The sequence below is a fragment of the Streptomyces sp. M41(2017) genome, assembly GCF_002078175.1.
Lineage (GTDB): Bacteria > Actinomycetota > Actinomycetes > Streptomycetales > Streptomycetaceae > Streptomyces.
On sequence record NZ_MWFK01000002.1, the window covers coordinates 314,310 to 339,310 of the forward strand.

At 68.6% G+C, this 25,001-nt stretch carries 21 protein-coding genes and 1 pseudogene; 6 read left to right on the forward strand and 16 right to left on the reverse strand.

Annotated features, from left to right (window positions below; genetic code table 11):
- Positions 1-267: 267 nt before the first annotated feature.
- The 4 genes from B0675_RS27100 to aspT (B0675_RS27115) all read right to left on the reverse strand — a co-directional run bounded on the left by B0675_RS27100 (position 268) and on the right by aspT (B0675_RS27115) (position 6,705).
- Positions 268-1,485 carry a spore photoproduct lyase family protein gene (locus tag B0675_RS27100; protein ID WP_081222233.1) on the reverse strand — a complete coding sequence of 406 codons (1,218 nt, stop codon included), beginning with the start codon at positions 1,483-1,485 and terminating at the stop codon, positions 268-270.
- 143 nt (positions 1,486-1,628) lie between these two features.
- Positions 1,629-3,281, reverse strand: a complete 1,653-nt coding sequence (locus tag B0675_RS27105) for a bifunctional aspartate transaminase/aspartate 4-decarboxylase (RefSeq protein WP_081222234.1) — start codon at positions 3,279-3,281, stop codon at positions 1,629-1,631.
- 21 nt (positions 3,282-3,302) lie between these two features.
- Positions 3,303-5,006 carry an aspartate-alanine antiporter gene (gene aspT, locus B0675_RS27110; RefSeq protein WP_081222235.1) on the reverse strand — a complete coding sequence of 568 codons (1,704 nt, stop codon included), beginning with the start codon at positions 5,004-5,006 and terminating at the stop codon, positions 3,303-3,305.
- 16 nt (positions 5,007-5,022) lie between these two features.
- A complete protein-coding gene (gene aspT, locus B0675_RS27115) occupies positions 5,023-6,705 on the reverse strand; it encodes an aspartate-alanine antiporter (protein ID WP_081222236.1) in 1,683 nt (560 codons plus the stop codon).
- A gap of 195 nt (positions 6,706-6,900) precedes the next feature.
- Between aspT (B0675_RS27115) and B0675_RS27120 the strand changes: the two genes are divergently transcribed.
- Positions 6,901-8,754 carry a choice-of-anchor A family protein gene (locus B0675_RS27120; RefSeq protein WP_081222237.1) on the forward strand — a complete coding sequence of 618 codons (1,854 nt, stop codon included), beginning with the start codon at positions 6,901-6,903 and terminating at the stop codon, positions 8,752-8,754.
- Positions 8,755-8,824: 70 nt separating this feature from the next.
- Here the strand turns inward: B0675_RS27120 and B0675_RS27125 are convergent, their stop codons facing one another.
- Positions 8,825-9,475, reverse strand: a complete 651-nt coding sequence (locus B0675_RS27125) for a L,D-transpeptidase (protein WP_241540098.1) — start codon at positions 9,473-9,475, stop codon at positions 8,825-8,827.
- 262 nt (positions 9,476-9,737) lie between these two features.
- Between B0675_RS27125 and B0675_RS27130 the strand changes: the two genes are divergently transcribed.
- Entirely contained in the window at positions 9,738-10,382 is a 645-nt protein-coding gene (locus B0675_RS27130; protein ID WP_081222239.1) for a carbonic anhydrase, read from the forward strand.
- A gap of 168 nt (positions 10,383-10,550) precedes the next feature.
- Here the strand turns inward: B0675_RS27130 and B0675_RS27135 are convergent, their stop codons facing one another.
- Together B0675_RS27135 and B0675_RS27140 are read right to left on the reverse strand one after the other, a co-directional pair.
- Positions 10,551-10,775, reverse strand: a complete 225-nt coding sequence (locus B0675_RS27135) for a DUF2945 domain-containing protein (protein WP_081223907.1) — start codon at positions 10,773-10,775, stop codon at positions 10,551-10,553.
- Positions 10,776-10,867: 92 nt separating this feature from the next.
- Positions 10,868-11,143, reverse strand: a complete 276-nt coding sequence (locus tag B0675_RS27140; RefSeq protein WP_241540017.1) for a sigma factor — start codon at positions 11,141-11,143, stop codon at positions 10,868-10,870.
- Positions 11,144-11,307: 164 nt separating this feature from the next.
- Between B0675_RS27140 and B0675_RS27145 the strand changes: the two genes are divergently transcribed.
- Positions 11,308-11,940, forward strand: coding sequence for a TetR family transcriptional regulator (locus B0675_RS27145; protein WP_179165448.1), 633 nt, complete (start codon positions 11,308-11,310; stop codon positions 11,938-11,940).
- Here B0675_RS27145 and B0675_RS27150 read toward each other — a convergent pair.
- Positions 11,904-13,088 (reverse strand): alkane 1-monooxygenase, encoded by a 1,185-nt coding sequence (locus tag B0675_RS27150; protein WP_241540018.1) that lies wholly within the window; start codon positions 13,086-13,088, stop codon positions 11,904-11,906. The two genes, B0675_RS27145 and B0675_RS27150, sit on opposite strands and share 37 nt — an antisense overlap.
- 210 nt (positions 13,089-13,298) lie before the next feature.
- Here B0675_RS27150 and B0675_RS27155 point away from each other — a divergent pair, with 210 nt between their 5' ends.
- Positions 13,299-13,544, forward strand: a complete 246-nt coding sequence (locus B0675_RS27155; RefSeq protein WP_081222241.1) for an anti-sigma factor — start codon at positions 13,299-13,301, stop codon at positions 13,542-13,544.
- Between the two features lie 348 nt (positions 13,545-13,892).
- Here the strand turns inward: B0675_RS27155 and B0675_RS27160 are convergent, their stop codons facing one another.
- The 4 genes and pseudogenes from B0675_RS27160 to B0675_RS27170 all read right to left on the reverse strand — a co-directional run bounded on the left by B0675_RS27160 (position 13,893) and on the right by B0675_RS27170 (position 19,266).
- Positions 13,893-15,188 carry a cation:proton antiporter gene (locus B0675_RS27160; protein ID WP_179165449.1) on the reverse strand — a complete coding sequence of 432 codons (1,296 nt, stop codon included), beginning with the start codon at positions 15,186-15,188 and terminating at the stop codon, positions 13,893-13,895.
- 330 nt (positions 15,189-15,518) lie between these two features.
- Positions 15,519-15,617: pseudogene (locus B0675_RS42210) on the reverse strand (DNA-3-methyladenine glycosylase 2 family protein); the annotation flags it as partial.
- Between the two features lie 119 nt (positions 15,618-15,736).
- Positions 15,737-18,556, reverse strand: coding sequence for an FtsX-like permease family protein (locus tag B0675_RS27165; protein ID WP_081223910.1), 2,820 nt, complete (start codon positions 18,554-18,556; stop codon positions 15,737-15,739).
- A 5-nt stretch (positions 18,557-18,561) separates the two neighbouring features.
- Positions 18,562-19,266, reverse strand: coding sequence for an ABC transporter ATP-binding protein (locus B0675_RS27170; RefSeq protein WP_081222242.1), 705 nt, complete (start codon positions 19,264-19,266; stop codon positions 18,562-18,564).
- A gap of 71 nt (positions 19,267-19,337) precedes the next feature.
- Between B0675_RS27170 and B0675_RS27175 the strand changes: the two genes are divergently transcribed.
- Complete coding sequence (locus tag B0675_RS27175) at positions 19,338-19,952, forward strand: PadR family transcriptional regulator (protein ID WP_081222243.1); 615 nt, start codon at positions 19,338-19,340, stop codon at positions 19,950-19,952.
- Between the two features lie 121 nt (positions 19,953-20,073).
- Here the strand turns inward: B0675_RS27175 and B0675_RS27180 are convergent, their stop codons facing one another.
- Positions 20,074-20,565 carry a GNAT family N-acetyltransferase gene (locus B0675_RS27180; RefSeq protein ID WP_081222244.1) on the reverse strand — a complete coding sequence of 164 codons (492 nt, stop codon included), beginning with the start codon at positions 20,563-20,565 and terminating at the stop codon, positions 20,074-20,076.
- 729 nt (positions 20,566-21,294) lie between these two features.
- On the opposite strand from B0675_RS27180, the gene B0675_RS27185 reads away from it, so the two are divergent.
- Positions 21,295-22,353, forward strand: a complete 1,059-nt coding sequence (locus B0675_RS27185) for a PP2C family protein-serine/threonine phosphatase (protein ID WP_241540019.1) — start codon at positions 21,295-21,297, stop codon at positions 22,351-22,353.
- Positions 22,354-22,625: 272 nt separating this feature from the next.
- Here B0675_RS27185 and B0675_RS41540 read toward each other — a convergent pair whose 3' ends face one another.
- The 3 genes from B0675_RS41540 to B0675_RS27195 form a co-directional block, all read right to left on the reverse strand.
- On the reverse strand, positions 22,626-22,802 hold the full coding sequence (locus B0675_RS41540) for a hypothetical protein (RefSeq protein WP_179165450.1): 177 nt from the start codon (positions 22,800-22,802) through the stop codon (positions 22,626-22,628).
- A gap of 151 nt (positions 22,803-22,953) precedes the next feature.
- The gene (locus B0675_RS27190) at positions 22,954-24,063 is read right to left on the reverse strand and encodes a HAMP domain-containing sensor histidine kinase (protein ID WP_081222246.1); all 1,110 of its coding nucleotides are present in this window, start codon (positions 24,061-24,063) and stop codon (positions 22,954-22,956) included.
- Complete coding sequence (locus tag B0675_RS27195; RefSeq protein ID WP_081222247.1) at positions 24,056-24,751, reverse strand: response regulator transcription factor; 696 nt, start codon at positions 24,749-24,751, stop codon at positions 24,056-24,058. The genes B0675_RS27190 and B0675_RS27195 overlap by 8 nt, the downstream gene beginning before the upstream one ends.
- Between the last annotated feature and the right edge of the window lie 250 nt (positions 24,752-25,001).

A 25,001-nucleotide genomic window follows, 5' to 3' on the forward strand; every position in this document is an offset into this window, starting at 1 on the left:
TTTGGGAGCGCTCCCAGGCCCAGCCTCGGCATATCCTTCCACGGCACGAGCACGGCGACCGGCACCTTGGAAGTCAACGGATTCAGCGGCGCTTGCCGACCACTGGCGCACGAGGCCAGCCGGATCCGTGTCCACCAGGAGCAGCGCGGCGAGGTGGGTGTTGGCGCGGGCGGGATCGGCCGTTGCGCTGCCACCGGAACGCTCGACTTCTTCGCACCACCCGACTCCGGCGCCTCGGAGTGAACCTCGGGCGGTCGCCGTACCCCGTCAGAACGCGTATCTGACGCTCAGCCAGGGCGCGTGGGCGGCGAGCAGTTCCCGCATCCGGGCCAGTGCCCGCTGCTTGACCTCCCGTGCGTACCGGACGTTGAGCGCACCGTTCTGTGAGCGTTTGGACTCCTGCGCGGCCGGCTGCCACAGGACGTCCTCGGCACGCGGATGCCAGCCCAGGTTGACCTCGTGGAGCGCCTGGTTGTGGGTCAGCATGATGATCTCGGCTGCCGCCTGTTCCTTGACACGTGCGGGAAGGACGTCGTCGAGCCGGGTGAACAGTTCGGCCCAGTCCCGCTGCCAGCCGTCCCTCAGGACGACGGGCGAGAGGTTGAAGTGGACCTCGTATCCGGCTTCAACGAAGTCGCCCGCCGCGCAGACCCGCTCGGACACCGGGCTCGTCCGGATGTCGAGGAGCCGTGCGTCGCGCTCGGGCATGAGCGAGAACCGGATCCTCGTCCGCCCCTGCGGGTCGAGCCCGAGGAGGTCGCGGTTGACGAACTTGGTAGCGAAGGACGCCTTCGCCGTCGGCAGGCGTCGGAACACGGAGATCAGGTCCGCGGTGTTGTCGCAGATCAGGGCGTCGACGGAGCAGTCTCCGTTCTCACCGATGTCGTAGACCCACGCGAGCGGATCGCACTGGTTCGGCGTCGTCTTGGGACCCTGGCGTCGCACATGCCGCTCCACGTGCGCGGTGATCGCCTCGATGTTGGTGAACAGCGTGATGGGGTTGGCGTAGCCCTTGCGTCGGGGCACGTAGCAGTAGGCGCAGGCCATCGCACAGCCGTTGGAGGCACCGGGAGCGATCCAGTCGGCGGACCTGCCGTTGGGCCGGGTGGAGAGCGTCCGCTTGACGCCGAGGACGAGGGTCTCCGTCTTGACACGGACCCAGCGCTCGACGTTGCCGTCGTTCCCGTGGAGGGAGGGGATGCCCCAGTGGCTCGGGATCTCGACGACGCGCGCCGTCGGCAGCCGCGCCATGATCTGCCGGCCTCGCGGAGAATCCAGCGCCGCCGGCTCCGCGTACACCTCCCGTACGTCGAGCAGCCGCCGCGCCACCGGACTGTCGCGGAGGCTCCCGGCCGTGGTGCGCACGGACCCCGCGCCGTCCAGGTCGAAGAGGGCCTCCTGTTCCGGAGGGTGCGAGAAGGGCGCTTCGGACGGCTGTGTGTGGCCGGCCGGCCGACGTTCAGGGCTGCCCGGCGGGTGTTCCATGGAGTTCCCCTCAGCGGAGGCCGCTCGCTCGACCGGACCTGACCGCGATGGACCACGCGGTGTTTCTCCAGCCTAACGAGCCCGGTCGTGCGCGCTGCACCTCATCGGGCGGCGTCACCGAGCTCCCGCGCGACTGCCGCGGATCAGCTCGGACGGGAATCCCGCCACTCCTGCGCGTAGTCGTCGAAGATGGCGCGCAGGTGATGTCCGATCTTCAGGTAGTCCAGGTCGTCGAGGTTGGCGAGCGACACCCGAACCGACCACTGCGGGCCGTCGAAGCCTCCACCGTTCAGAAGCACCACGTGGGTCTGCTCCGCGAGGCGGAACAGCGGGTCGACCGGTTCGTAGGTGGCCTCCAGGTACGCGGCGAAGTCCGGTCCGTAGCTGCGCTCCGCCTCGGCGAGCAGGTCGAGTTCGATGTAGTAGGCGGCGCGCTTCGGGTCCTCGGCGATCTTCATGTGCGCGCCTTCGAGGAGAAGGCCGAGCCGCTGTCGCACGATGCCCCGCACCAGGTTCTTGTACGCCTGGCCCTCGTCCAGCATGTCGAAGAGGGAGAACAGGCACATCATCACCTGCTGCGGCAGTGACAGGCCGGCGGTGTGGTTGAGCGCGACCTGCCGTGAGTCGGCCACCAGCCGGTCGATGAAGCGGATCTTGCCGGGCTCCAGCGAGAGGGTCCCGTACCGTTTGTCCAACCGGTCCCGCTCGGCCTGCGGGAGCGCCGCGATCATGCGGTCGATCACGTTGTCGTCGTCGAGGCCGATGACGCCGAGCCGCCAGCCCGTGGCGCCGTAGTGCTTCGAGTACGAGTACACCAGCAAGGTGTTGTGCGGCAGGTCGGCCGCGATCGAGCGGAAGCCGGGGACGAAGGTCCCGTACACGTCGTCCGTGACGATCATCAGGTCGGGGTTCTTGGTCGCGACGATCTCCTGGATCTGGTCGGAGACCCTTTCACTCAGCGCAAGGGACGGGGGGTTGGACGGGTTGACCAGGCAGAGGAGTCTGACCGCGGGGTCCTCCAGCTTGGCGACCTCCTCCGGCGGGTAGCGCCACTCCCGCACGCCCGTCTCGGCGAACAGGGAGGCCTCGACGCGGACGACGTCGAATTCGTAGGTGTCGAGCTCGGGGATCTCGATGTAGGGGGTGAACACGGGCACCATGAGGGCGATCCGGTCGCCCTTCTTCAGGATCCCGTTCTTCGTCAGCGAGTCGAAGATGTAGCACATCGCCGCCGTGCCGCCCTCGGTGGCGAAGAGCGACAGGTTCCCGGCTGGCGGCCGACCGTCGAAGAGTTCGTCGTTGACGTATCCGCGGACGATCTGCTCGGTGTGGGCGAGGATCCGGTCCGGCACCGGGTAATTGTCGCCGATGGAGCTGTCGGCCAGTTCGTGGACGAAGGCGTCCTTGTCGAAACCGAACCGTCCGACGGCGTATTCGACGCACTTCTGCAGCAACTCGATTCCGGGGAGACCCGGTTGTTGGCGGACGAACGCGTCGAAGCGGGCGCCGGCGCCCGCCGCTTCGGGCATTCCGCCGAGGTTGTCCGCCGTCCAGACCCTGCGTGATTCGGAGATGGCGAAGTATCCGAGGGCATGGTAGGCCTCGCGTGGCCCGGTCGCCGTCCAGTTGGGGTTGCCGCGCCCCGCGTTGAGCATCTGGACCTGGCTCTTATCCTTCTGCCCGGGTTCGTCCGCCTGGACCGCCCGGGCGATGTCGATGAACTTGTCCTTGAGCTCGAACGGGGAGAGCTGGGCGAAGGTCTTGATCTCAGCACGCGTGAATGTGGTCTTGGGCACGACGGAACTCCTTGATCGGCGTCAGTGGTTGAGGATGACGATCACGGCACCCCAGATGGTCAGCAGCACGTTTCCGACCGCGTAGGGGATCGTGTAGCCGAGGGTGGGGATCTGGGACCGGGACTGCTCGTTGATCGCGCCGATCGCAGCGGTGGTGGTCTGGCCGCCGGCCAGCACGCCCATCAGGATCGGGAAGCGGATCTTCTGCACGTAGTGGCCGAAGAGGAAGCCGACGATCAGCGGGATCACCGTCGCGACCGCACCCCACAGGAGCAGCCCCCAGCCGGCCGACGCCAGGCCGCTCGTGAAGCTCGGTCCGGCATTGATGCCGACGACGGTGACGAACAGGCACAGGCCCAGGGTGTCCATGAACCACTGGGCTCCGGGCGGGACGTTCCCGAAGGTCGGGTACTTGCCGCGGATCCACCCGAAGACGAGTCCCATGATCAGCGCGCCCCCGGAGGTGGAGAGCGAGATGGGCACACCGGAGACGGTCAGGGCGGGGATGCCGATGCAGCCGCCGAGGAAGACGCCTACACCCACCCAGAGCATGTCGGTGGCGAACGAGGTCGGGACCGGCTTGCCGATCGCTCTGCCCGCCGGATCGACCAGTCTCTTGGGGCCCGTCAGGATCACGGTGTCGCCCCGTTCCAGCTGTGTGGTGAGACGGTAGGGGAACTCCGCTCCCGAGCGGTACAGCTTGTCGATGTAGACACCTACCATGAAGGGTTCGCGCCGTAGGTCGGCGACGGTGCGTCCGAGCTGGCCCTTCTCCGAGGCGACCACATGGAGCGACTCGGTCTGGTATCCGAGAAGTTCGACGTCGTCGGCTTCCGCGCCGATGTGCGTGCGGGGGTCGAAGTCGACGAGCGCGCCGCGCAGCGCGCTGACGGCGAGCACGTCGCCGGGGCGCAGCACGGTCTGCTGGTCGTGGTCGAGGACGGTGCCCTCGCGCCGGACGCGGGTGATGTAGATGCGGTGCCCGAGTTCCCGCTGCTGGTTCTCGAAGTCGTCGATGGTCCGCCCGACGAGTTCGGGACGGTCGAGGCGGTAGGCGCGCAGGACGACCTCGTAGTAGCCCTCGGCAAGGTCGGGATCGTCGGCGGGAGCGTCCAGTTCCTTCGCGAGGCCGGCCGATTCGGCCGCCAGGTCACGTCCGTACAGCCTGGGCAGGACGTTGGCGAGGAGCAGCGCGCACAGGATCGTGCCCAGCGGGTAAGTCACCGCGTAGCCGATCGCGACCAGGTTCGACTCGCTCTTCACCTGTCCCGACGACAGGCCCGGCAGATTACCGATGGCGTCCTGGGCCACACCGATGACCGCGGACTGTGTCAATGCCCCACCGAGGAGGCCTGCGGACAGACCGGGACCGTAGCCGAGCATGACCGCGAATCCCCAGGAGACGAGCAGTCCGGTCACACAGACGACGAGGGCGTTGACCACCTGCGGCAGGCCGTCCTTCTTCAGACCGCGGAAGAACTGCGGGCCCACCTTGTAGCCGAGCGCGAAGAGGAACAGCGTGAAGAAGAGATTCTTCACGGTCGCGTCGATCGAGACCTCGAACTGGGCGCCCAGCAGCAGTCCAGCCACCAGGCATCCCGTCACCGACCCCAGGGCGATGGCCCGGTAGCGGATCTTTCCCAGCAGGAAGCCGAGGGCCACGGCGATGAAGACGAGCAGTTCCGGATGGGGCTGGAAGATGTTCCGGTTCAGGAAGTCGATCATGGCGCGGGCTGTCCTCTCACGTCCCGAGGATTCCGACGAGCAGCGGACCGGTCAGGGGCAGCAGGAAGTTCGACAGCGCGTAGGTGATCGTGTAGCCCAGCATGGGAACCGAACTCTGCGCGACCTGTGTCACCGAGGTGATCGCCGGGGTCGAGCACTGCTGGCCCGCGATCGCGCCGATGAGGAGGGGCGGCTCGATCTTCAGGAACCGGCGGCCGACGATCAGGGAGACGGTGGCGGGGACGACGACCATCGCGATGCCGGCGAAGGGCAGCAGTGCCCCGTACTCCTTCAGGAGCGGCCACGCCTGGGGGCCGGAGACGAGACCTGTGCAGGCGATGAAGACCGCGAGACCCATGTCCTTCAGGGTGGTGGCCGCCTGCGGCGGGAAGGCACCGAACGTCTGGCTGCGGGACCTGAACCATCCGAAGAGCAGTCCGGAGACGAGACAGCCTCCACCGGTGCCGAGCGACAGCGGGACGTCCCCGAAGGTGACGACGACCTGGCCGAGGAGTGAGCCGGCCGTGATGCCCGCGCCGAGGTAGACGAAGTCCGTGGTGTCGTTCTTCACGACGGAACCGATCTTCGCCACCAGCCGTCCCAGTCCGGAACGTGCCCCGACGAGTGTCAGTACGTCGCCGCGCCGCACCTCGGTCTCGGGTGAGGCGGGCAGCACCTGGTCACCTCGTTGCACCTCGGTGACGTACACACCGTTCGTGGTGAACTCGGGGTGCTCGCGGTTGAGCGTGTCGAGCGTCCGGCCCGCTACGGACTTGTCGGTGAGCGAGACCTGGGTGGTGGCCAGAGCCGTGTCCAGCCCCGGGACCGCCGGTGTCTCCGGACCGATGAGGCGTCCGGCTTCGATGATGTTGGCCCTGCGGCCGACCGCCAGCACCAGGTCCGAGAGGGTGAGCGTGAAGTCGGGTGGCGGAGGGGTCAGTACCTTGCTCCCCCGCTTGACCGCCTCGACGGTGACCCGCCCTCCCAGATGCCGTTCCAGATCGGCGACCGGCAGACCGTCCGCCGTGGTGACGAGGAACGTGCGCCCGACCATGCCCGGCAGCGCCTCCCGTTCGTCGGAGGCCAGGCCCCCGCCGCCGCCCCGCATCTTCTGCCAGAGCGCGCGTGAGGAGTCGGCGAGATTGATGCGCAGCAGCATGGGCATGAGCTGGCTCGTGTAGATCACGATGGTGACCAGGCCGAAGAGGTAGCAGACCGTATAGGCGGTCGCCACATGCCCCTGATAGGTGGAGATCTGCTGGGACGTCAGGTTCGACAGGTTGCCGATGGCCTCGGTCGCCGTGCCGACCACGGCCGACTCGGTCGCGGCACCGGCGAGGATGCCGGAAGCGGTGCCGACATCGAGATCGAAAGCCTGGGCGATGCCGAGGGCGATCCCGACCACGCAGACGAGTTCGATGCCGCACAGGGCGAAGAAGCGCAGGCTCTTCTTGTTCAGGTTGTCGAAGAACTGCGGGCCGGCCATGTAGCCGAGGGCGAAGATGAAGATCGCGAAGAAGACCGTTTTCACGTCGTCGCTGACCTGCACCTTGGTCCAGGCACCCAGCAGCAGCGAGACGATGAGCGTTCCGCAGATGCCGCCGAGGGTGATCGGGCCGATCCGCAGCTTGCCGACCAGGTAACCGGCGCCCAGACAGAGGAAGATGGCGAGCTCGGGATGATCCTTGATCACTCCCACTCAGGCACCGGCCTCGCACTTACCCGCTCGAAAAGTTCCAATGCACCCATATGTGGACGCTAACAGCGCCTACCGGGAGGTGCCGTTCGCCCGGGGCCATCAGCGTGATGCGGGGGCGGACCAGAGCCGCGACGCGATGACCACCAGGGGCGCGGCTGCGGAGACTCAGCGCATACCGTTGCTAATTTCACTCTTGTGAAGAAACTACTGAACTCGGGCCTTACGGCTCGCCGATTCCAGGCCCCGGCCGCTCTCACCGGGGTCGGTGTCGCCTGCACCTGCACTCTGGCCGTCACCCTGCTGGCCGTCGGACCCGCTCTGGCCGCGGGCCGCGCCCCCGTGGACATCGGCAACCCAGTGGCGGGCAGCAACGGCTTCGGCGTGGTCACCGAGGGCGACGCGACGCTCGGCAGTACCGAGGCCGAGGGTCCGGTGGCGGTCGGCGGGAACCTGACCTACGGCGCGGGCTACAACGTCGCTCTGAACACCGCGGGGACGTTCACAGCGCCGGGCGGCGCCCGTCCCACCGCCCTGCTGGTCGGAGGGGCCGTCGACTACCCGGGCAGCACTCCGTCGGGCGTGCTCAAGGTGCTCCAGAGCGGCTACGTCAAGATCGGTGACATGACGGGCAGCACGGCCCTCGACCGGGACGGCAACGGCGCCAGCGTCAACACGCACGTGGTGGCCACCGGCGCGGGCTATGACTCCACGCCCCGCATCGAACTGAACACACAGCAGCCGACGGCCTCCGTCGCCCAGTCCGGCCTGATGGACTTCGCGTCGCTGTTCTCCACCTACCGCGACCGCTCCGACACCATGGCCGGGTGCGCGGCGAACGTGACCCTGCTCGACGGGAACGGCGATGCCCTGCCCGACCAGGACGTCGTTCCCCCCGGCTCGAACATCAAGATCGCTCTGACGTCCGGCCGGGCGAACGTCCTGCGGCTGACGGGCGAGCAGCTGAACAACATCGACGTCCTGACGTTCCTGGACCCGCCGACCGCAGACACCCCCTTGCTGATCAGTGTCGACACGACGGGCACGAACGGCTCGTTCACCTGGCACACGCCGACGATGGCCGGCGTATCAGGCACTCAGGCGCCGTACATCCTGTGGAACTTCGCCGACGCGACCGACATCACCATCGCGGACGGCGACTCGCTGGAGGGCACGATCTACGCCCCCCGCGCCAAGCTCACCGACCTCGACCCCTCCAACATCGAGGGCGACATCATCACCCGCGAGCTCGTCGTGGGACCGCTCTCCGGCGGCTCGGGCGGTGGCCCGGTGAACGCCGGTGAGATCCACTACTTCCCGTTCGACGCCCAGCTCCAGTGCGACGCGACGCCCACGCCGAGTGCCACCGGAAGCGTGCGGGTGGTGAAGAAGGACGCGCAGAGCGGCGCGGTACTGCCCGGCGCACAGTTCACTCTCTGGAAGGAGACGAACGGCACCACAGGTCTTCAGACGACCGGAACCGACCCCGACACCCAGGTCGGTGACACCTGCACAACCGGCGCCGACGGCGTCTGCTCCCGCGAGGTGGAGACCGGCACCTACTACTGGCAGGAGACGAAAGCCCCCGCGGGCTACGACCTCCCCGACCCCGCCGTGTTCGGGCCGCTGGTGCTGACCACGGCCAACGCGTCCCAGGGCGTCACGGTCAGCGCGAACGACACCAAGACTCCGGCCCCGCCGGTCCCCGGCAGGATCGTGATCCACAAGACGGACGCGAAGAACGGGCGCCGGCTGCCCGGCGCGGTGTTCCAGGTGTGGGAGGAGACCAACGGAGTCCGGAGCCTCCAGACCCGCGGCCAGAACCCGGATACGAAGATCGGATCGGCCTGCGCCACCGACACCCGCGGCATCTGCGTCATCGACGGCCTGGAGTACGGCCAGTACTACCTCCAGGAAACCGCCGTCCCGGAGGGCTACGTCCTGCCCAGGAACCCGGTGAGCGGCCCCTACACCCTTGATGGAGGCAGCCACGACGTCACGGTCGAGCTGTCCAACACGCGAGGCGAGCCCCCCAAGGGCGGCAAGGGCTGATCTGCCCGGCCGGGATGAGCGGTGCCGCTCGCCCCGGCCGGCACCGGTCGGGGCCGACGGTCCCGTGACCTCAGGCGCCGGTGCCCGGTTTGACACCCCACACGTAGACGGCGTCGTCGATGTCGAGGAGATCCCACAGGACGGCGGCGTCGGCGACCGTGAGGTTGACGCAGCCCGCCGAGCCTCCGCCGTCGTAGAGGTCACCGGGATGGCCGTGCAGAGCTTGGCCACCGTCGAAGAACTGCGAGTACGGCATGGGCGCGTTGTCGTAGAGCGTGGAGACCTGGTCGCGGTTGCGCAGATAGATCGCGTGCCAGCCCGGCCGGGTCTCCTGCGCGTCGCGGCCGGTGCGGATGGCAACCGGCCCGAAGCGCACCGAGCTCCCTGTCTGTACCCACAGGATCTGCCGGTCCATGTCGACGCAGGTCACCCGGTAGGACCGCACCGGGCATCTGCCGGCGGCGTTCGGGTTCGTTCCCGCCGCCGCGACCACGGTGGCGCGGTAGGTCCCGAGATCGGCGTAACCGTCCCGTCGGGCCGTCCCGTGCTTGGTCTGGAAGGCACGGACGGCCCGGCAGTCGGCCTCGGACTGTCGTCCGTCCACCGGGCGGCCGAGGTACTGCTCCAGGTCGCGCTGGTAGGGCCCGGTCGGAGCCGTGCAGGCCGCGTCGGTCGACGGCACGGAAGCGGCTCGCGCGGCGGCACACGGGAACGTCAGCACCGCCGTCGCCGCCAGAGCACACGTGAGACGCAGGGAGGAGCGCACGTCCAGTCCTCTCGGTGGATGGCAGGTCTCCCCAGTCGACCAGCGGGACGGTCCCCCGCCCACCCGGGCACGACCGGTCGAGTGAGCGGCTGGCGTGCGGGCAGGACCGGGTGAGGCGGACGGAGGTATCCAGAGCAGCGCCGGGTCCCGGAATCCGGGCCCGCGGAGCAGCGGACAGCCCGTCGCCACCCCACCGTCGGCCTTCGTAGAGTGGGGCATGGCATCTACTCCCGTCACTCCCGTCCAGGCGCTCGACGCCCTGCTCGCCGGGAACCGACGATTCGTCGCCGGGACCCCACGACACCCCAACCAGGACGCCGCCCGACGGGCCGAACTGGCACCCGCGCAGAAGCCCTTCGCGGTACTGCTGGGTTGTTCCGACTCACGGCTCGCCGCCGAGATCATCTTCGACCAGGGCCTGGGGGACCTCTTCGTGGTCCGCACCGCCGGCCATGTGCTCGGGCCGGAGGTGCTCGGAAGCATCGAATACGGCACGGCCGTCCTGGAGTGCCGACTGGTGGTGGTCCTCGGTCACGACTCATGCGGCGCCGTCGCGGCCGCCCGCGCCGCCGTGGAAAGCGGAGCCCAGGTCTCGGGCTACATCCGGGACATCGTCGAGCGGGTCACTCCCAGCGTTCTCGCGGCTCGCGCCGATGGTCTGACCACGGATCGCGACGTGATCGACAGGCACATACAGCACACGGTCGACGTACTCATGGAGCGCTCACGGACCCTGGCCGATCAGGTGGCCGCCGGAGACACCGGCGTCGTCGGCCTCGCCTACCAACTGGCCGAAGGAAGCGCGCGGCTCGTCACATCCCGAGGCGTCCGGCCCACGGCAGAGGAAGTCCGCTCCGCCTAGCCTGCCCCGGTGGGGCGGCGCGACGGGAATCGCCCTACGCGGCACCCTCGCCCATGCGCGCGAGCACGCTGACCGTCAGCCGGCGATCTGCACGGCGTGGACCTGCGGTGGACGGACGCCACACGGGACCTGTTCGCCGAATCGCCCGCCCACGGAGTGACCGTGCGGTCAGTGACCGCGCTTCTTGTGCAGGGCGCCCGGCTTGTGCACGGCCGTGCGTCCCGTCTTGTCGCTCTCGACCTCGTACTGCGGCTCGGCGTCGGAAGCGTCGACCGTGCGACCGGCTGCCTCCGTGCGGTCGGTCACCTCGCGCTTCACGGTACCGGCCACCTTTCTTCCGTGGCTCTTCCACGAAACCTTGTCGCCCTTGGCGAGCTTCTTCTTCGCGGACATCATGCCTCCCTCCTCTACGAAGGATCCGGGCCGGGCGGCTCTCCCCGCTGTTCCGCACGGCGCCGCCCCGCGACCGCTCCTTTCTCCCAGCCTCACCCCTGTGAACAGTTCCGCAACTCCCGGGGGCGCCGCTGCGTCCTTCGCGAGGCCCGACCCGGCGGTGTCCACCGGCGGACGGCGATGGCCACCAGCCACGAGCGGAGCTTCGCCGTGTCACGCAGGTCCGGGAGCGCGCGGATCACCGCGACCATGGTGTCCTGCACGATGTCGTCGACGTCGAGGTCGCTCTCCGCCGCCGTTGCGGACCAGTGGCAGGACGCCTGCGGTGAGCCGTTCGAGGGCCTCGGCATCCCCGTCGCGGGCTGCATCGACCGTGCGGTGGACCGGAAACGAGTCGGTCCTGTCGGACCCGTCGTGTCGCATGCGATACATCCTTGGACAAGAACCTACGGCTGTTCTGGTGTGCGGTTGTTGCAGCAGAAGACGAACGGGCCCGCCAGGCACAACACTTTTGCCGGTAGAGTCCGCACCCATGACGCAGGGTGATCCCGGACCGCAGCCTGACGGAATGTGCGTGGATCCGCCTCGCGTGGCCTGGCGTCGCCAGATGCGGGAGCAGGTGCTGGCGGCCGCCGCAGAACTGGCTTCGGTCCGGGGCTGGGACCGGGTGAGGGTGGCGGACCTGGCCGAGCGGGCCGAGGTGTCCCGGCCGTCGATATACAAGGAGTTCGGTGACCGAGCGGGCATTGCGCGCGCTCTCGTACGCCGGGAGACGGACCATTTCCTGCGGGGAGTCGCCGAGGCGTTGGAACGCCCGGGCCACGACGTGGCGACCTGCCTTGTCGGGGCTGTGTTCCACGCGCTGAACGAGAGCGTCGACAACCCGCTGATCAGCGCGGTTCTGCGGGCTGCACGCCATGGCACGGATGGCCTGCTGCCCTTTCTGGCGAGCCGCCCGGATCCGATCTTCGACTCGGCCCGCTCTCTGCTGGAAGCCTGGCTGACGGACCGGGACCCGACGGAAGGTGCCTGGCGGACGGCCGACGCCGCTGATGTCGCGGTACGCCTGACGCTCAGCCACATGCTGCTTCCTGCGGATGACTCCGAGCCCGTTCCGGAACGGATCACTCAGGCCGTGCTCGCCGTGCTGACACCGATCGGATAGCGGTGCAGCAGTTGGGCTCGCGCGGCGGGAGCGAGGTTGGCTCGGGTGACGTCCCCGCCATAGTGGACGAGCACCTTCGGGTCCATGACACGGCGCCACAGCGGCGGAATCCAGGCGAGCATGATCATGGTGGCGTATCCGGAGGGCAGTCGGGGAGCCTCGTCGAAGTGGCGCAGGGTCTGGTAGCGGCGTAGTGGGTTGGCGTGGTGGTCGGAGTGGCGCTGGAGCTGGAAGAGGAACAGGTTGCTGACGGTGTGATCGCTGTTCCAGCTGTGCCGGGGAGCCACCCGGACGTAGCGGCCGTCAGGCCGCCGCTCTCGCAACAGGCCGTAGTGCTCCAGGTAGTTGACGCTTTCGAGAAGGGAGAAGCCGAGCACGGCCTGGCCGATCAGGAAGGGAAGAACGTCGGGGCCGAATGCCGCGGCCAGCACGGTGAACAGGGTCAGCGAAGTCAGCCAGGAGGTCAGCACGTCGTTGCGGCGGCCGATCACTCGGTGACCTCGCCTCCGCAGGCGCCGCGCCTCCAGCCGCCAGGCCGAGGCCAGGGATCCGGCGACGGCCCGGGGAAGGAATCTCCAGAAGCTCTCCCCCATGCGGGAACTCGCCGGGTCTTCGGCGGTGGCCACGCGGATGTGGTGCCCGTGGTTGTGCTCGACGTAGAAGTGGCCGTAGAAGCTCTGCGCCAGGGCAACGCGGCTGAGCAGGCGCTCCAGGTGCTCACGTTTGTGGCCGAGTTCGTGCGCGGTGTTGATCGCTACTCCCGCGACCACTCCGGTGGTGGCGGTCAGGCCCAGGGCCGCGGCGGGGCCGAGACCGCCGTCCGCCCAGCGCGCGCACGACCACACCAGGGCGCCGTACTGGAGCGGGAGGTAGAGGTAGGTGCACCAGCGGTAGTAGCGATCCGCGTCCAGCCGGGCGTAGGCGGTGTCCGGTGGGTTGCTGCCGTCGTCGCCGATGAGATGGTCGGCGAGCGGCAGCAGCACGAAGGCGAAGAAGGGTCCCCACCACCAGAAGACGTCGAGGCCGCTGACGGCTGCCAGGCCGCCTGCCTGGAACGGCAGGGTTGGCACCGCGAGCCCCATCAGCCAGTAAGGGCGTTTCGGGTCGCGCCAGTGGGCCGGAGGGGGAGGATGCGCGGCTTCGGACACGGTGACTCCTTCGGCAGTGCACTCGAGACCGGCGCGAGAAGAGGCCGGTGGAATGAGCGCTTCTTTGGCGATGGAGTGACTGTCGCGGGGGAGCGCTCTGGCGACAAGAGGGGACACCATGTCAACGTTCTGAGGGGCCGTCAGGCGCATGGAGATGCGTGCCGCACAGGGCCTTGAAGAGATCGTGCGACGAAGGTGAAGATATGGCTCATGGACAGCACGCACAGCAAGCTCGTCTCCACGGGAGTGCTCGGGTCCGAGGGGCACGCCGCCCTGCCCGTACCGCAGAACATCGACCTCGGCGAGCACTCGGTGGTGGATGTGTCCGTACAGCGCTTCGACGGCAGTTCGGACCACCCGGGAGACAGCCTCGTCGGCGGCCCCTTTTTCCGGCTGTCGCCCCGTGGCGGTACGACCGTCGGCAGGTGGGCCGGCGGATCGTCGCACGAGGCGTGACGGACGATGCGCCGACCCCTCGTGAGGACGCTCGTGTCAGCCCCTGGTGAAGACGCAGGAGTAGGAGGCGGTACCTGAGCCGCCGTAGGCCTCGACATCTACGTCGCCGCCGGGCGCGGCATCGGTCAGATCATGGCGCGCCCGCCTGGCTTGGAGCGGTGATGTGGACATCCGGCGTCGGGAAGAGCGGGGGATTCCGATGCAGAAGCCCACCAGCAGGACGCCGACCGCGCCGATGCCGGCGACCATCAACGACAAGGCGCCGGTCTAGGAGGCGGAGGCCAGCAGGGCCGGCCGTGTGCTCTGGTTCATGACCGTCGCAACCCCAAGCCTGTGCGGAACGGTCGATCAGGCGGGCGATTCGCTTCGCGTGTCGCCCGTTGACTCGCCAGTGCGGCGGTGGCGTCGGTCGAGGTAGGCAACGACAGGTGTGGCCAAGGTGCCGTGGAGGAAAACCGACAGAAGCACGGTGAAGATCACGGTTGCCCATAGTTCGTCGGCGGGGGCGGCGAAGTGGCCATGCTCCAGGGCGTAGGAGAGGTAGAAGAAGGAGCCGATGCCGCGGATGCCGAAGAAGGCGGTGACTATGCGCTCGCGTCGCGCTCCGGCGGTTGGGTGCTGGGAGAGGTAGCCGATGAGCGGGCGGATGAGCAGGAGCAAGAGGAGGGCGAGTGTCGCGCCTTGCCAGGTCAACGCCGTCAGGCCGCCTTGGGCGACGAAGCCGCCGACGAGGAACAGGATGGCCGCGGTGAGCAGGCGTTCGATCTGGTCCATGAAGGAGTGCATCACGCGGTGGTAGCCGTGGGCGCGCTCCGCGGTGCGGATGGTCACGGCGGTGGCGAATACGGCGAGGAAGCCGTAGCCGTGGACGAGTTCGGCCAGGCCGTAGGAGGCGAAGGTGGCGGCGAGGGCGACGAAGCCCTCGCTGTGTTCGGACAGCCTGAGCGCCTTGCTGCGGGCTCGGAAGAAGAGCCAGCCGAGGAGGCGGCCGAAGGTGATACCGATGCCGGTGCCGAGGGCGATGCGGGTCAGGACGTCGTACCAGGCCCAGTGCCCGATCCACGCGGCTGACCAGCCGGTGGCTGTGGTGGCGGAGAGAGCCAGAGCGGCCAGGACAAAGGGAAAAGCGAGGCCGTCATTGAGGCCGGCCTCGCTGGTGAGGGCGAAGCGCGCTTCGTCCTCATCGAATTCCGCGTCGGTCGGCTCTCCGACCCGTACCTCGCCGGCCAGCACGGGGTCTGTGGGGGCGAGGGTTGCCGCCACCAGCAGGGAGACGGCCGGGGCCCAGCCCAGGGCCCACCCCGCCGCGGTGGTGGCGAGGATCGTGAGGGGCATGGCTATGCCCAGCAGCTGCCAGGTGGTGAGCCAGGAGCGCCATCCGAAGGGGCGGTTGATGGCGAGCCCGGCGCCCATCAGGGCGACCACGATGCAGACCTCCGTGAAGTGCTCGACTGCAGGACCTCCTGACACAGGGTGCAGTCGGGGCAGAAGGTCGACCGGCAACTGGAAGACGACGAAGCCCAGTGCGAGGAAGACCATGGGAGCGGAGAGGGGGCGCTTGGCCACAAGCGCGGGCAGCGCCGCAGCACCCAAGGCACCCAGGCCGAGGAGAACGTAAGTCAGGTCGGTGCCCGACAGTTGCATCGTCTTCCATCCTCGAGTCGGCCCAAAGAGCGGCAGTCCTGCCGACTCCGGGCGCCGACCCTCGTCGGCGCAGTCCCAGTACCCGTTGATCGACGCACAACCCGCCGAGGTGACGGACGTCATCCGACGGTGACAGGCCTCCGAACTCACGCCGAAAGCAGGGCCTTCGGTAATGCCGGTGCGGGGAGGAGGCCGGTCGGCTCCGGATCGATACGGGGCAGTCGACCGGGCGCAGGCGCTGAGGCATCGTCAGAGATGCGCGATGCGACTGTGCGGGGCTCGGTGTGCGCGCCGGTCGGGCGGGGGGGGCCGCCGAGCAGGGTGAGGCGGGCGGGGAACGAACGCGGCGGGGTCGTCGTCGGCGCCGAGCAGGGCGGGCAGTGCTTCGAGCGTCCAGTCGGCTCCCGGTCCTCATGCCTCCCCGGCGATTACGATTGCGGTTCCTAGATCTCGTATATGGCCCAGTTCGAGCGTCCGCGGCGGCGCGACACCGGGTAGGTCCCTGGGTGCCCGGCAGGCGCCCTCGGAAGAGCCGGTGCCTCGCGTGGTCAGTCGGCGGCCAGCAGGTGGGCGGGTGCGATCCGCACGAGTCTTCGGACGGGGACCGTCAGAGCGGCGCCCACCAACGCGGTGGCGGCCATCGCGGCCAGCAGCGCGGCGCCGACGATCGCGACGAAGTGCCCCTCCAGCACGCCGCGCCCCAGCGTCATGACCGCCACCAGTCCGATGCCGGCCCCGGACAAGCTGCCCAGGAGGGCGAGTCCGATCCCCTCGTAGAGCGTCAACCGGGCGAGTTCGCGGTTGGTCCACCCCGTTGCCCGCAGGATGGCGAGATCCGCCGCGCGCTCGCGCTGTGACAGCACCAGCACGTCCACGGCTCCTGCCGCGCCGAGCGCCAGCGACAGGGCGACGCTCAGATAGTCGGCGGCCCGGGCCTGAGCGACCACGGCGTTGCCGAGCAGCGATCCCGCCACTTCGCCGCGGAAGGCCAGTGTCAGAGCCAGCAAGGTGGTGAACGCGGCGACTCCGAGCGCCAGGCCCGACGCGCCGAGCAACGTGCGGCCGCGCACCCTCAGAAGGTTGACCATGGCCAGGCCTGCCACCGAGCGCACCGGGCGGGACCGGCGAACCGCCGTCACCGGCGCTCGGACCGCCTGCATGGGGCCCAGACGTGTCGCGAGCCAGGCCGGGATCAGACCCGCGGCGGTGGCCAGCAGCAATGCCACCGGGACGACCATCAGCGACTTGGTACCGGCGTCAGGCTGGCCCAGCAGCCGGCCGAGCACGTACGCGAGCACCGCGCCCACGAAGCCTGCCGCGAGCCCTATCGCGGCCAGTTCACCGAGGATGAGCCGAAGTACCTCGCCGCCGCTCCAGCCGACGCAGCGCAAGGTGCCGATCTCGGTGCGGCGGGAGCGCACCGAGGCCAGCGCCGCCTGGCTGAGGAACAGCGCGCAGACGACCAGGACCAGGGTGAAGAGGATGACGCTCTTGGTGTCCACGGCCCTCAGGATCCGCAGGGCCACACCCTTTTCCACCCACCGTTCCGTCACCCGCGCCGTGTCGCTGAGTACGACGGTCTGCGGCCGGGGGGAACTGCCGACCGTCACGTCCACCTGAAGCCTGGGGTAAGCCGTGCGGATCTGGCCGGCCACGGCGTTGACCCGGGCCCGGGACGCGGCGTCGACGCCGGTCACGCCGGCCACTTTGAGCCTGATCGCGCTGACGGGCGCCTTGTCCTGGAGGCTCGGGACGCGGCGGCTCCTGGTAAGGGCCGTGATCGAGTCCATGGTGGTGAGCATGGTGGGCGGCGGGGTGAGGTAGCCGCCCAAGTTCCGGTCGGGGCGCAGTGGTCGGCCGTTCAGCGTGGTGCGGGTGGTGCGGTCCTCACCGGTGACCTGTGGCGACTGGTACGTCTCCAGCGGGGCCTGCGAGAGTGGCGAGAAGCCGGGGAGCCTGCCGGTGTCGAAGCGGCCGACGACGTCAAAGTAGGGGGCCTCCAGACGGCCGAAGTCGAGCTCCTGGCACCGTCCCATACCGTCGCAGAAGGTGGAGGCGTGGCTCGTCACCTTCCGGTACTGCGGGCCTGTGTTCTCCTCGGGGACGTCCGCCACCGGTTGCTCGTTCAGGTTGGTCACCCACAGGCCGGGCTTCTGCGGGGCTTGCGGAACCGCGGCCAGGCTGCCGCCCGCCGTCCGCCGGTAGGTCACCGGCCCGACCGTCCAGTAGTTGGTGGCGTCCACCCCGAACCGGGGCACCGCCTTCCGGTATCCCTGGCCGAGGTCCACGCTGACGTGCCCCACGGGTGTGCCGCGCAGGTTCTTGACGAAGGTGTTGGCCGTCGGATTGCCCAGCCGTGAGGGCAGCTTCGCGGGATCTCCGGTGTCGAGGCGCTCCACAGTGGCGTTGATCCTGCCCGCGGTCAGCGCGTGGCTGCTGAGCGCCACCGCTATGTGTGCCTCTCGCTGGCCTTGCGGGCTTCTCGAGGGCGGAACCACGTACGGTTTGTCCCGCTCCGCGATCATGCGGCCCGACGTGACGGTACGGCGCAGGCCCACCAGGCGCTCCTCCGCTGCCGGGTCGACGGCGGACAGCAGCACCGGGTACGCGACGGGAATGTCGATGGTGGCCTTGCCCTGCCCCGACTGGCAGTTCATCCGCGAGTGCAGGTCGGGGTCGAACGCGGAGCGGTCGCTGAGATCCTCGCCGATGATGCTCTCCTTCATCGGCAGGTCGAGGTTCCACTGTGTCTGCCCGGTCTTGTCGCCGTTGAAGTAGAAGCACACGTTGTACTTGCCGTTCATCATGTACCGCCGGGTACTTCTGTCGGCCTGTCCCTTCTCCAGGGTCTCGGACTCGAACAGGTCGTCCGATTTCCCCGAGGTGATGGGAGAACGCGTGAGGTAGACGTACTGATCGGCGGTGCGATAGGTCTCCAGCCCGGCGGTGAGCTTCGGAGCGATCCGCAGGATCTGTCGGGACGCCTTGCCGTCGAGGAAACGGGAGACATCGACGGAGACGGTGTTGGACACCATCAGGTAGCCGATGTTGGCGACGGGTGCCGCCACGTCGACTCCGGCCAGGCCACGGATGCGCCGGTACTGGTCCATCGTGATGCCGCCGAAGGTGCCGGACAGGAAGTTCGGCGCGACCAGACCGCTCGACCGCTCCACGTCGGTCTGCGCGTCGGGCGGTCGTACCAGGACGTCGTACGCGGAGCGGGCGTTCTTCGCCACCGTGCCGATGGTGCTCGCCTGACTCGTGTGCACCGTGGAGGTCAGCAGCGTGAAGCTGGTCGCCGCCACGAGGATTCCTGCCGCGAGCGCCAGCGCGCGGGTGCGCCGCCGGATGAGCTGCCCGATGATCATCGCGATCACGGGCGCAGCCCTCCCAGGCGGTCGAGTGCGTCGGCGGAGGCCGTGATCCGCCGGTTCGAGGTGATCCGGCCGTCCTGCAGACGCACCACCCGGTCCCCGTTCGCCGCGACCTCGGCGTCATGGGTGGCGATGATCATCGTCATGCCGTAGCTCTCCCGCAGGGACATCAGCAGGTCGATGATCTCCCGGCCGGTGACGCTGTCGAGGTTGCCCGTCGGTTCGTCGGCAAGCAGCAGGCCCGGCCGGTTGATCAACGCTCTTGCCACAGCGACCCGTTGTTGCTGTCCTCCCGACAACTCCGCCGGGAGAGCGTCGGCTCGCGTGCCCAGACCGACCGCCTCCAGGAGTTCCATGCCGCGCTCCCGTCGGTCGAAGTCGACTCTTCGGGGCAGTACCGGGGCGAGTACGTTGTCCAGCACCGTGAGTGCGGGCAGGAGATGGAAGCGCTGGAAGACGAAACCGATGCGTCTGCGGTGGTCGTCCAGATGCCGGGCCAACAGCTTCGCGCCGTCGATCTCGACGCTCCCTTCGTCCGGCCGGTCCATTCCTCCGGTCACGTGGAGCACCGTGGACTTGCCGGATCCGGAGGGCCCGGTGAGCACCACCGCCTCCCCCGGGGCGACCTCCAAGTCGACCTTGTCCAGAGCGATCAACCCGGGATAGCGCCGGCTCACGCCGCGCAACGCCACGTGCACAGCCATCGAAGTAGCCCCCCGCTCCCCTGCATTGCCACAATCCATGGGTATGTTGTCACAATGCAGGAAGGATGTGTATGCCGCTTCATCACGCCGTGCTGGCGCTCCTGACGGAGCGTCCGAGCCACGGATACGAGCTCAAGGCCCAGTTCGAGGAGACCATCGGCCCGCAGTGGGGCGGCCTCAACATCGGTCACCTCTACCAGATCCTCGAACGGCTCGTCCGCGACGGCTACGTGACGCGTTCCCAGGTCGCACAGGCCGACCGCCCGGACAAGAACCTCTACATGCTCACCTCCGCGGGCAGCGCCGAGCTCGAGACGTGGGCCACCAGCTCCTGGGTACGCACCGGCGGCTTCCGCGACGAGATCTTCCTGAAGCTCCTGGCAGCAACCACGCTCGGCGCAGAGGCCCTCGCCACCCTCATCGAGGCACAGCGGCAGACGTACCTCTCGGAACTCGCGGGTCTCTCCCGCCAACGCCGACTGCACACCGACGAGCCCTTGGTGGCCCTCCTGATCGACTCGGCCATCGCCCACACCAAGGCAGACCTCGGCCTACTGGACAGCGCGGAACAGCACTTGGGCGCGCTGGCTGCGACGCGCGGGACCGGGGGCGCGTCGGGGCGCAACGCTGCCGAGGCCGAACCGGACGCAGGCCGGCAGGCGGGTTCCTGGCCCAGCTCCGCGTAGGGACAACCTTCTCGGTCCGTACAGCCGAACGGTCATCGCCAGTCGGATGCGGCAAGAGCCATCGTTTGACCTTGACGTCCCGGTCGCGAGGGCGGCTGAGTCCCCCCGCGACCCGGCAGCATCACTTCGAAGGAATGCGGAACTCGAACTCTGCACGGTCCCACGGAACGGCGGGCGGATTCGCGAGCACGGTCCCGGTGCGGACCGCGCCGACGCGGTGGTAGAAGTCCTCGGCGGGAGGATGCGACACAACCTTGAGACGGTCCAGCCCGGCGGCACGAGCCTCGTTCTTCATGTGCTCGATGAGCCGCCTTCCAATACCCCGCCCCTGCGCCTCGTCAGCGACGAACAACAAGTCGAGCTCCGGTGGAACAAGGACGAGCGAATAGAACCCGAGGACCCGGCCTTCCTCGTGCTCGTCGGCGGATACGGCCACGAAGACGCGATGGGACTCGATGTAGTCGGGACCGACTCGATAGCCCGCGACTGCGCCTGCGTACTCCCCCTGGTAGGCACCTGAGCCACGCACGATCCGCGTGAGTCGTTTGGCATCCCGCGCCACAGCCCTCCGAATCGTGATCGGTTGGCTGGTTGGGAAAGTGCGTGACCTCATCGGAAGAGTATTTCTCACCATGGTGCGCCCCTGTTCCGTTGGGGCGTCCCTATCCCCTCGGCAAGGTGTGGCGCGGCCGCTTGCGCATGGTCAACGAGGCCCCGAAACGAACAGGCGCGCAGTTGTTCGCACGAACAGGTGATCGTTGCCTCAGGAATTGCGTGAGGCCTGCACGAACCACGATGCTTACGGAGTGCAAGCGACGTGCTGCAGAACGTAGCTGACGCACGCCTGGTCCCTGTCCCATACAGGACCGGGGTGTTGGTCCCACACACATGCACCATCGCAAGGAGATCGTTTCACCATGAACCTGCTCACCGACATCCTCGCCGGCCTCGTCCACTTCGTCGGCTGGCTGGTGTAATTCCGTCGGATACCAGCGCGGCGCCGCCCTCCCGGTCCCACGGGGAGGCGGCGCCGTCGCGTTGTCCGTTCCCCCGGCCGACCCAAGTCCTCACCTGCAGGGGCGCCGCTGCGCGACGTGGTTTCCCGTCCACTTACGGGGGTCTTCCGCAGGACAGGCTGGCTGTGAGGCCCAGCGCACGCCGCGCACGCCGTCCATGGGTTGGGACTGTGCGGCCCGGCCGGTACGCGTCTCAGGGGGATCGAACCGGTCCTCGGAGCGGCGCACGTCCTTGCATGCGCGGCACGTGGAAGCCTTCATCCATGACCTTTCGACCGGGGCCGGATCCGCGACGTTCTTGGCGGCCGGGGCACGCACCGGCCCTGGTGGCGATCCCCGTAGGACTGATCATCGCGGTCTGTGTGGTGGACGTACTGATTCCCGAGTACATCCATCTCGGTCCGCTACTGGTGGCGGCGCCCGCGATCACGGTCGCGTTCGCCGGAGTCCGAATGACGGCGCTCATGGGAGGCCTCGCAGTGGCCGCCCAGGTGCTGATCGGCGCGATCCGGGGAGACCTGACCACCGCCAACATCCAGGCCCAGATCGCCGCCCTGATCGTCGTCTCCGTCGCATGCGTCTTCATCTGCGTGGTGCGCGACCGCAGCGAGCGCCAGCTGGAACAGGTGCGATCGGTGGCCGCGGTCGCGCAGGGTGTGTTGTTGCAGCCGCTGCCCGCACACGCCGGCCCACTGCGCATCGCCGGGATGTACATTCCCGCCGCAGAAGAGGCCGACCTCGGCGGGGACTTGTACGCCGCCGCCCGAACCGCCCACGGCAGCACGCGGCTCCTCATCGGCGACGTCCGTGGCAACGGCCTGGCCGCGATCAACAACTCCGCCCTCCTGCTCGGCGCCTTCCGCGCAGCCGCCCATCGGCAGGCGACCCTCCCCCAGCTCGCCGTCCACCTGGACGCCGCGTTCCGCTGGGACGCAGGCCAGTGGCGAGCTCACGAAGACCCGGACATCAACGAGGACTTCGCCACCGCCACACTGCTCGACATCCCCGACGACGAACCCGTCGTCCATGTCATCACCTGCGGACACCCACCGCCGCTCCTCCTCCGCGGCAGACACCTCACCCCGCTCACCACCGAGGCAAACCACCTCCCGATCGGATTCGGCGGACTCTTCGGCATCACCTCCTACCAGATCCAGACCTTTCCCTTCGCGGTCGACGACCTCCTGCTCCTCTACACGGACGGCGTCATCGAAGCCCGCAACACCGCCGGCCACTTCTACCCCTTCACCGAACGAGCCCCGAGATGGACCGGAAACGAACCGGACCAGCTGCTGCGCCACCTACGAGACGATCTGCGAGCCCACGTTCACGGTCACCTCAACGACGACGCCGCCGTCGTCGCGATTCGCCGCACGACCAGCTGATCAGCGGTCGTCGGAGTCGTGGCCGACGCCCGCGCACACGCCGCTGCCGCCCGGCACGCCACCGTGGAGTGGATGCAGACCGGCAAGGGTTCGATCGCCTGTGCTGCACCGCGGAACCGGTCGAAGCGACCACCGCGACGGACTGACCTCTCAGGCAGCCCACGGAAACCGTGGCCTGTTCGAAGACGCGACGACGACCCGGTCAATCTGCAGTTTCACGCTGCCGGGATCGCTGCCGCAACCGGGAATCTCAGCCACGCGGCTGCCCGCACTCACTCGACGAGGACGCCGTTCGCCAAGTCGGTGAGCGATACCCGCTTCACGAAGACCCGAGTGCCGACGACTTCCAGCAGGGCCGACGTCCCGCCGATGCCCGACCCGAGCGGCAGTGCCGTGTCCAGGAGGTGTTGCAGGGCGTGATCACTGTGTGAGGACAGTGATTCGGCCACTGTCCGCCGAGTTCTTGGAGCAGGCCGAGAGAAGCCGACAGTCACCTCCTGCAACTCGCGCAGCGGGCGGCCGCGTGCGGACAGACTCCGGTCGCTCACCCCCTTGCCCCAGCCGGCCGGCCCGGAGCCTCCCTCGCTGTCGGCCGGCCGATCATCTGTCCGACAGCGGCGTCGCGGCGGGGAGTTCGACCGTGATGTGGAGGCCGCCGGTGGGGCGCGGGGTGAGGGTGAGCGTGCCGTCGTGGGCGCGGGTGATGGTGTCGACGATGGCCAGGCCGAGGCCGACGCCCGCGTGGTCGAGGTGGGTACGTTCGGTGCCGCGCTGGAACGGTTCGGTGAGTGTTGAGACCAGTTGCGGAGTGAGCGTCTCACCCGTGTTGTCGACCGTGAGCACGACGGACTGGGGGCGGACGCTGGTCCTGACCCGCACCGTTCCCTGTCCGGGCAGGTTGTGGACGATCGCGTTGTGGACGAGATTCATGGTCAGTTGCAGCAGGAGCGCCGGCGAACCGGTCGTGGGCGTGACCTCCCCGCTGGTCTCGATGGTGACGCCGTGCTTCTCCGCCAGCGGGAGGAGGGTCTCCGTCGCCTCTTCCGCCATGAGGGACAGGTCGACGGCCTCACGGGTGAAGGACCGTTGGTTGGCGCGGCTGAGCAGGAGCAGTGCCTCGGTGAGATCGATCGCCCGGGTGTTGACGACGTACAGGCGGTTGATGAGTTCGCCGGTGTCGCGGTCCGGATCGGTGCGGGCCACTTCGAGCAGTGCCTTGGAGGTGGCGAGCGGGGTGCGCAGTTCGTGCGACGCGTTGGCCGCGAATCTCCGCTGTTCGCCGACATGGGCTTCGAGCCGTTCGAGCATGCCGTCGAAGACGTCGGCGAGCTCGCGGAACTCGTCCTTGCGGCCCGGAAGCCGGAGCCGGTGCGAGAGCGTTCCGTTCGCGGCCGTGCGGGTGGCGTTGGTGATCCGGGTCAGCGGGGCGAGCATGCGTCCGGCGAGCAGCCACCCTCCCGCCAGACCGAGCACCAGGAGGAACGCCAGGACCGCGGCTGCCCTCGGAGCGAAGACGTGGAGGAGGCTGGACCGGATGGGAAAGACGCCATGGGTGGGGGTGCCGCGGGGGACGATGAGCGCGCGCTCGGGGACGTAGCGCAGGAGGAACACCCAGACCGCGGCGAGCAGCAGGACACCGGCGACCATGAGGAACCCGGCGTAGCTGAGGGTGAGTTTGAGGCGAACGCTCAACCCGGGCGGCCTATCCACGGGTCTCTCCTTCAAGCCCGGCGTGAGGTGTCGGGTCGATGCGGTAGCCGACGCCGGCCACCGTGGCGATGATCCAGGGTTCGCCCAGGCGTTTGCGCAGCGCGGAGACCGTGATCCGTACGGCGTTGGTGAAGGGGTCCGCGTTCTCGTCCCACGCGCGCTGCAGCAGTTCTTCGGCGCTGACGACACCGCCCTCGGCGGTTGCGAGGACTTCGAGCACGGCGAACTGCTTCCTCGTCAGAGCGACGTAACGGCCGTTGCGGTAGACCTCGCGACGGAACGGGTCCAGGCGCAGCCCCGCGATCTCTCGCACGGGGGGCCTGTTGTGTCCACGTCGTCGGTCGAGGGCTCTGAGCCTGAGTACCAGTTCCTGGAGTTCGAAGGGTTTCGTGAGGTAGTCGTCGGCACCGAGCCCGAACCCGCTGGCCTTGTCGTCGAGACGGTCGGCCGCGGTGAGCATGAGGATCGGCATGCCGCTTCCGGAAGCGACGATGTGCTGGGCGACCTCGTCACCGGAGGGGCCGGGGATGTCGCGGTCGAGGACGGCGATGTCGTAGGTGTTGACGGTCAGCAGGTCCAGTGCGCTGTCGCCGTCACCTGCGATGTCGGCCGCGATCGCTTCCAGGCGGAGACCGTCGCGGATGGCTTCTGCCATATAGGGCTCGTCCTCGACGATCAGCACACGCATGCTCTCGATGCTACGAGTCGTTGCATATCGTCGGCGTATTGAAAAGCACGTACGCTCCGGCAACATCACCCTGCCTTGACTGGCATCGGGCATCCGGCATCGCGCCGGTGACGACGGTCCCGGCGAGCAGCACAGGTTCGCCGCCCACGGCATGACGGCCCTCTTGGGCGCGGCCCCGGATACGCCCCACGCCACCCGGCCCCCGTGGACGACTGCTGCCCGCGGAGCCATGCCGACCCGACACGAGACC

Bases quoted from the DNA above. Each gene is read 5' to 3' on its own strand.
- B0675_RS27100 (WP_081222233.1), bottom strand. From the start codon at position 1,485: ATGGAACACCCGCCGGGCAGCCCTGAACGTCGGCCGGCCGGCCACACA.
- aspT (WP_081222235.1), bottom strand. From the start codon at position 5,006: ATGATCGACTTCCTGAACCGGAACATCTTCCAGCCCCATCCGGAACTG.
- B0675_RS27130 (WP_081222239.1), top strand. From the start codon at position 9,738: ATGGCATCTACTCCCGTCACTCCCGTCCAGGCGCTCGACGCCCTGCTC.
- B0675_RS27135 (WP_081223907.1), bottom strand. From the start codon at position 10,775: ATGTCCGCGAAGAAGAAGCTCGCCAAGGGCGACAAGGTTTCGTGGAAG.
- B0675_RS27140 (WP_241540017.1), bottom strand. From the start codon at position 11,143: ATGCAGCCCGCGACGGGGATGCCGAGGCCCTCGAACGGCTCACCGCAG.
- B0675_RS27145 (WP_179165448.1), top strand. From the start codon at position 11,308: ATGACGCAGGGTGATCCCGGACCGCAGCCTGACGGAATGTGCGTGGAT.
- B0675_RS27155 (WP_081222241.1), top strand. From the start codon at position 13,299: ATGGACAGCACGCACAGCAAGCTCGTCTCCACGGGAGTGCTCGGGTCC.
- B0675_RS27160 (WP_179165449.1), bottom strand. From the start codon at position 15,188: ATGCAACTGTCGGGCACCGACCTGACTTACGTTCTCCTCGGCCTGGGT.
- B0675_RS27165 (WP_081223910.1), bottom strand. From the start codon at position 18,556: ATGATCATCGGGCAGCTCATCCGGCGGCGCACCCGCGCGCTGGCGCTC.
- B0675_RS27170 (WP_081222242.1), bottom strand. From the start codon at position 19,266: ATGGCTGTGCACGTGGCGTTGCGCGGCGTGAGCCGGCGCTATCCCGGG.
- B0675_RS27175 (WP_081222243.1), top strand. From the start codon at position 19,338: ATGCCGCTTCATCACGCCGTGCTGGCGCTCCTGACGGAGCGTCCGAGC.
- B0675_RS27180 (WP_081222244.1), bottom strand. From the start codon at position 20,565: ATGAGGTCACGCACTTTCCCAACCAGCCAACCGATCACGATTCGGAGG.
- B0675_RS27195 (WP_081222247.1), bottom strand. From the start codon at position 24,751: ATGCGTGTGCTGATCGTCGAGGACGAGCCCTATATGGCAGAAGCCATC.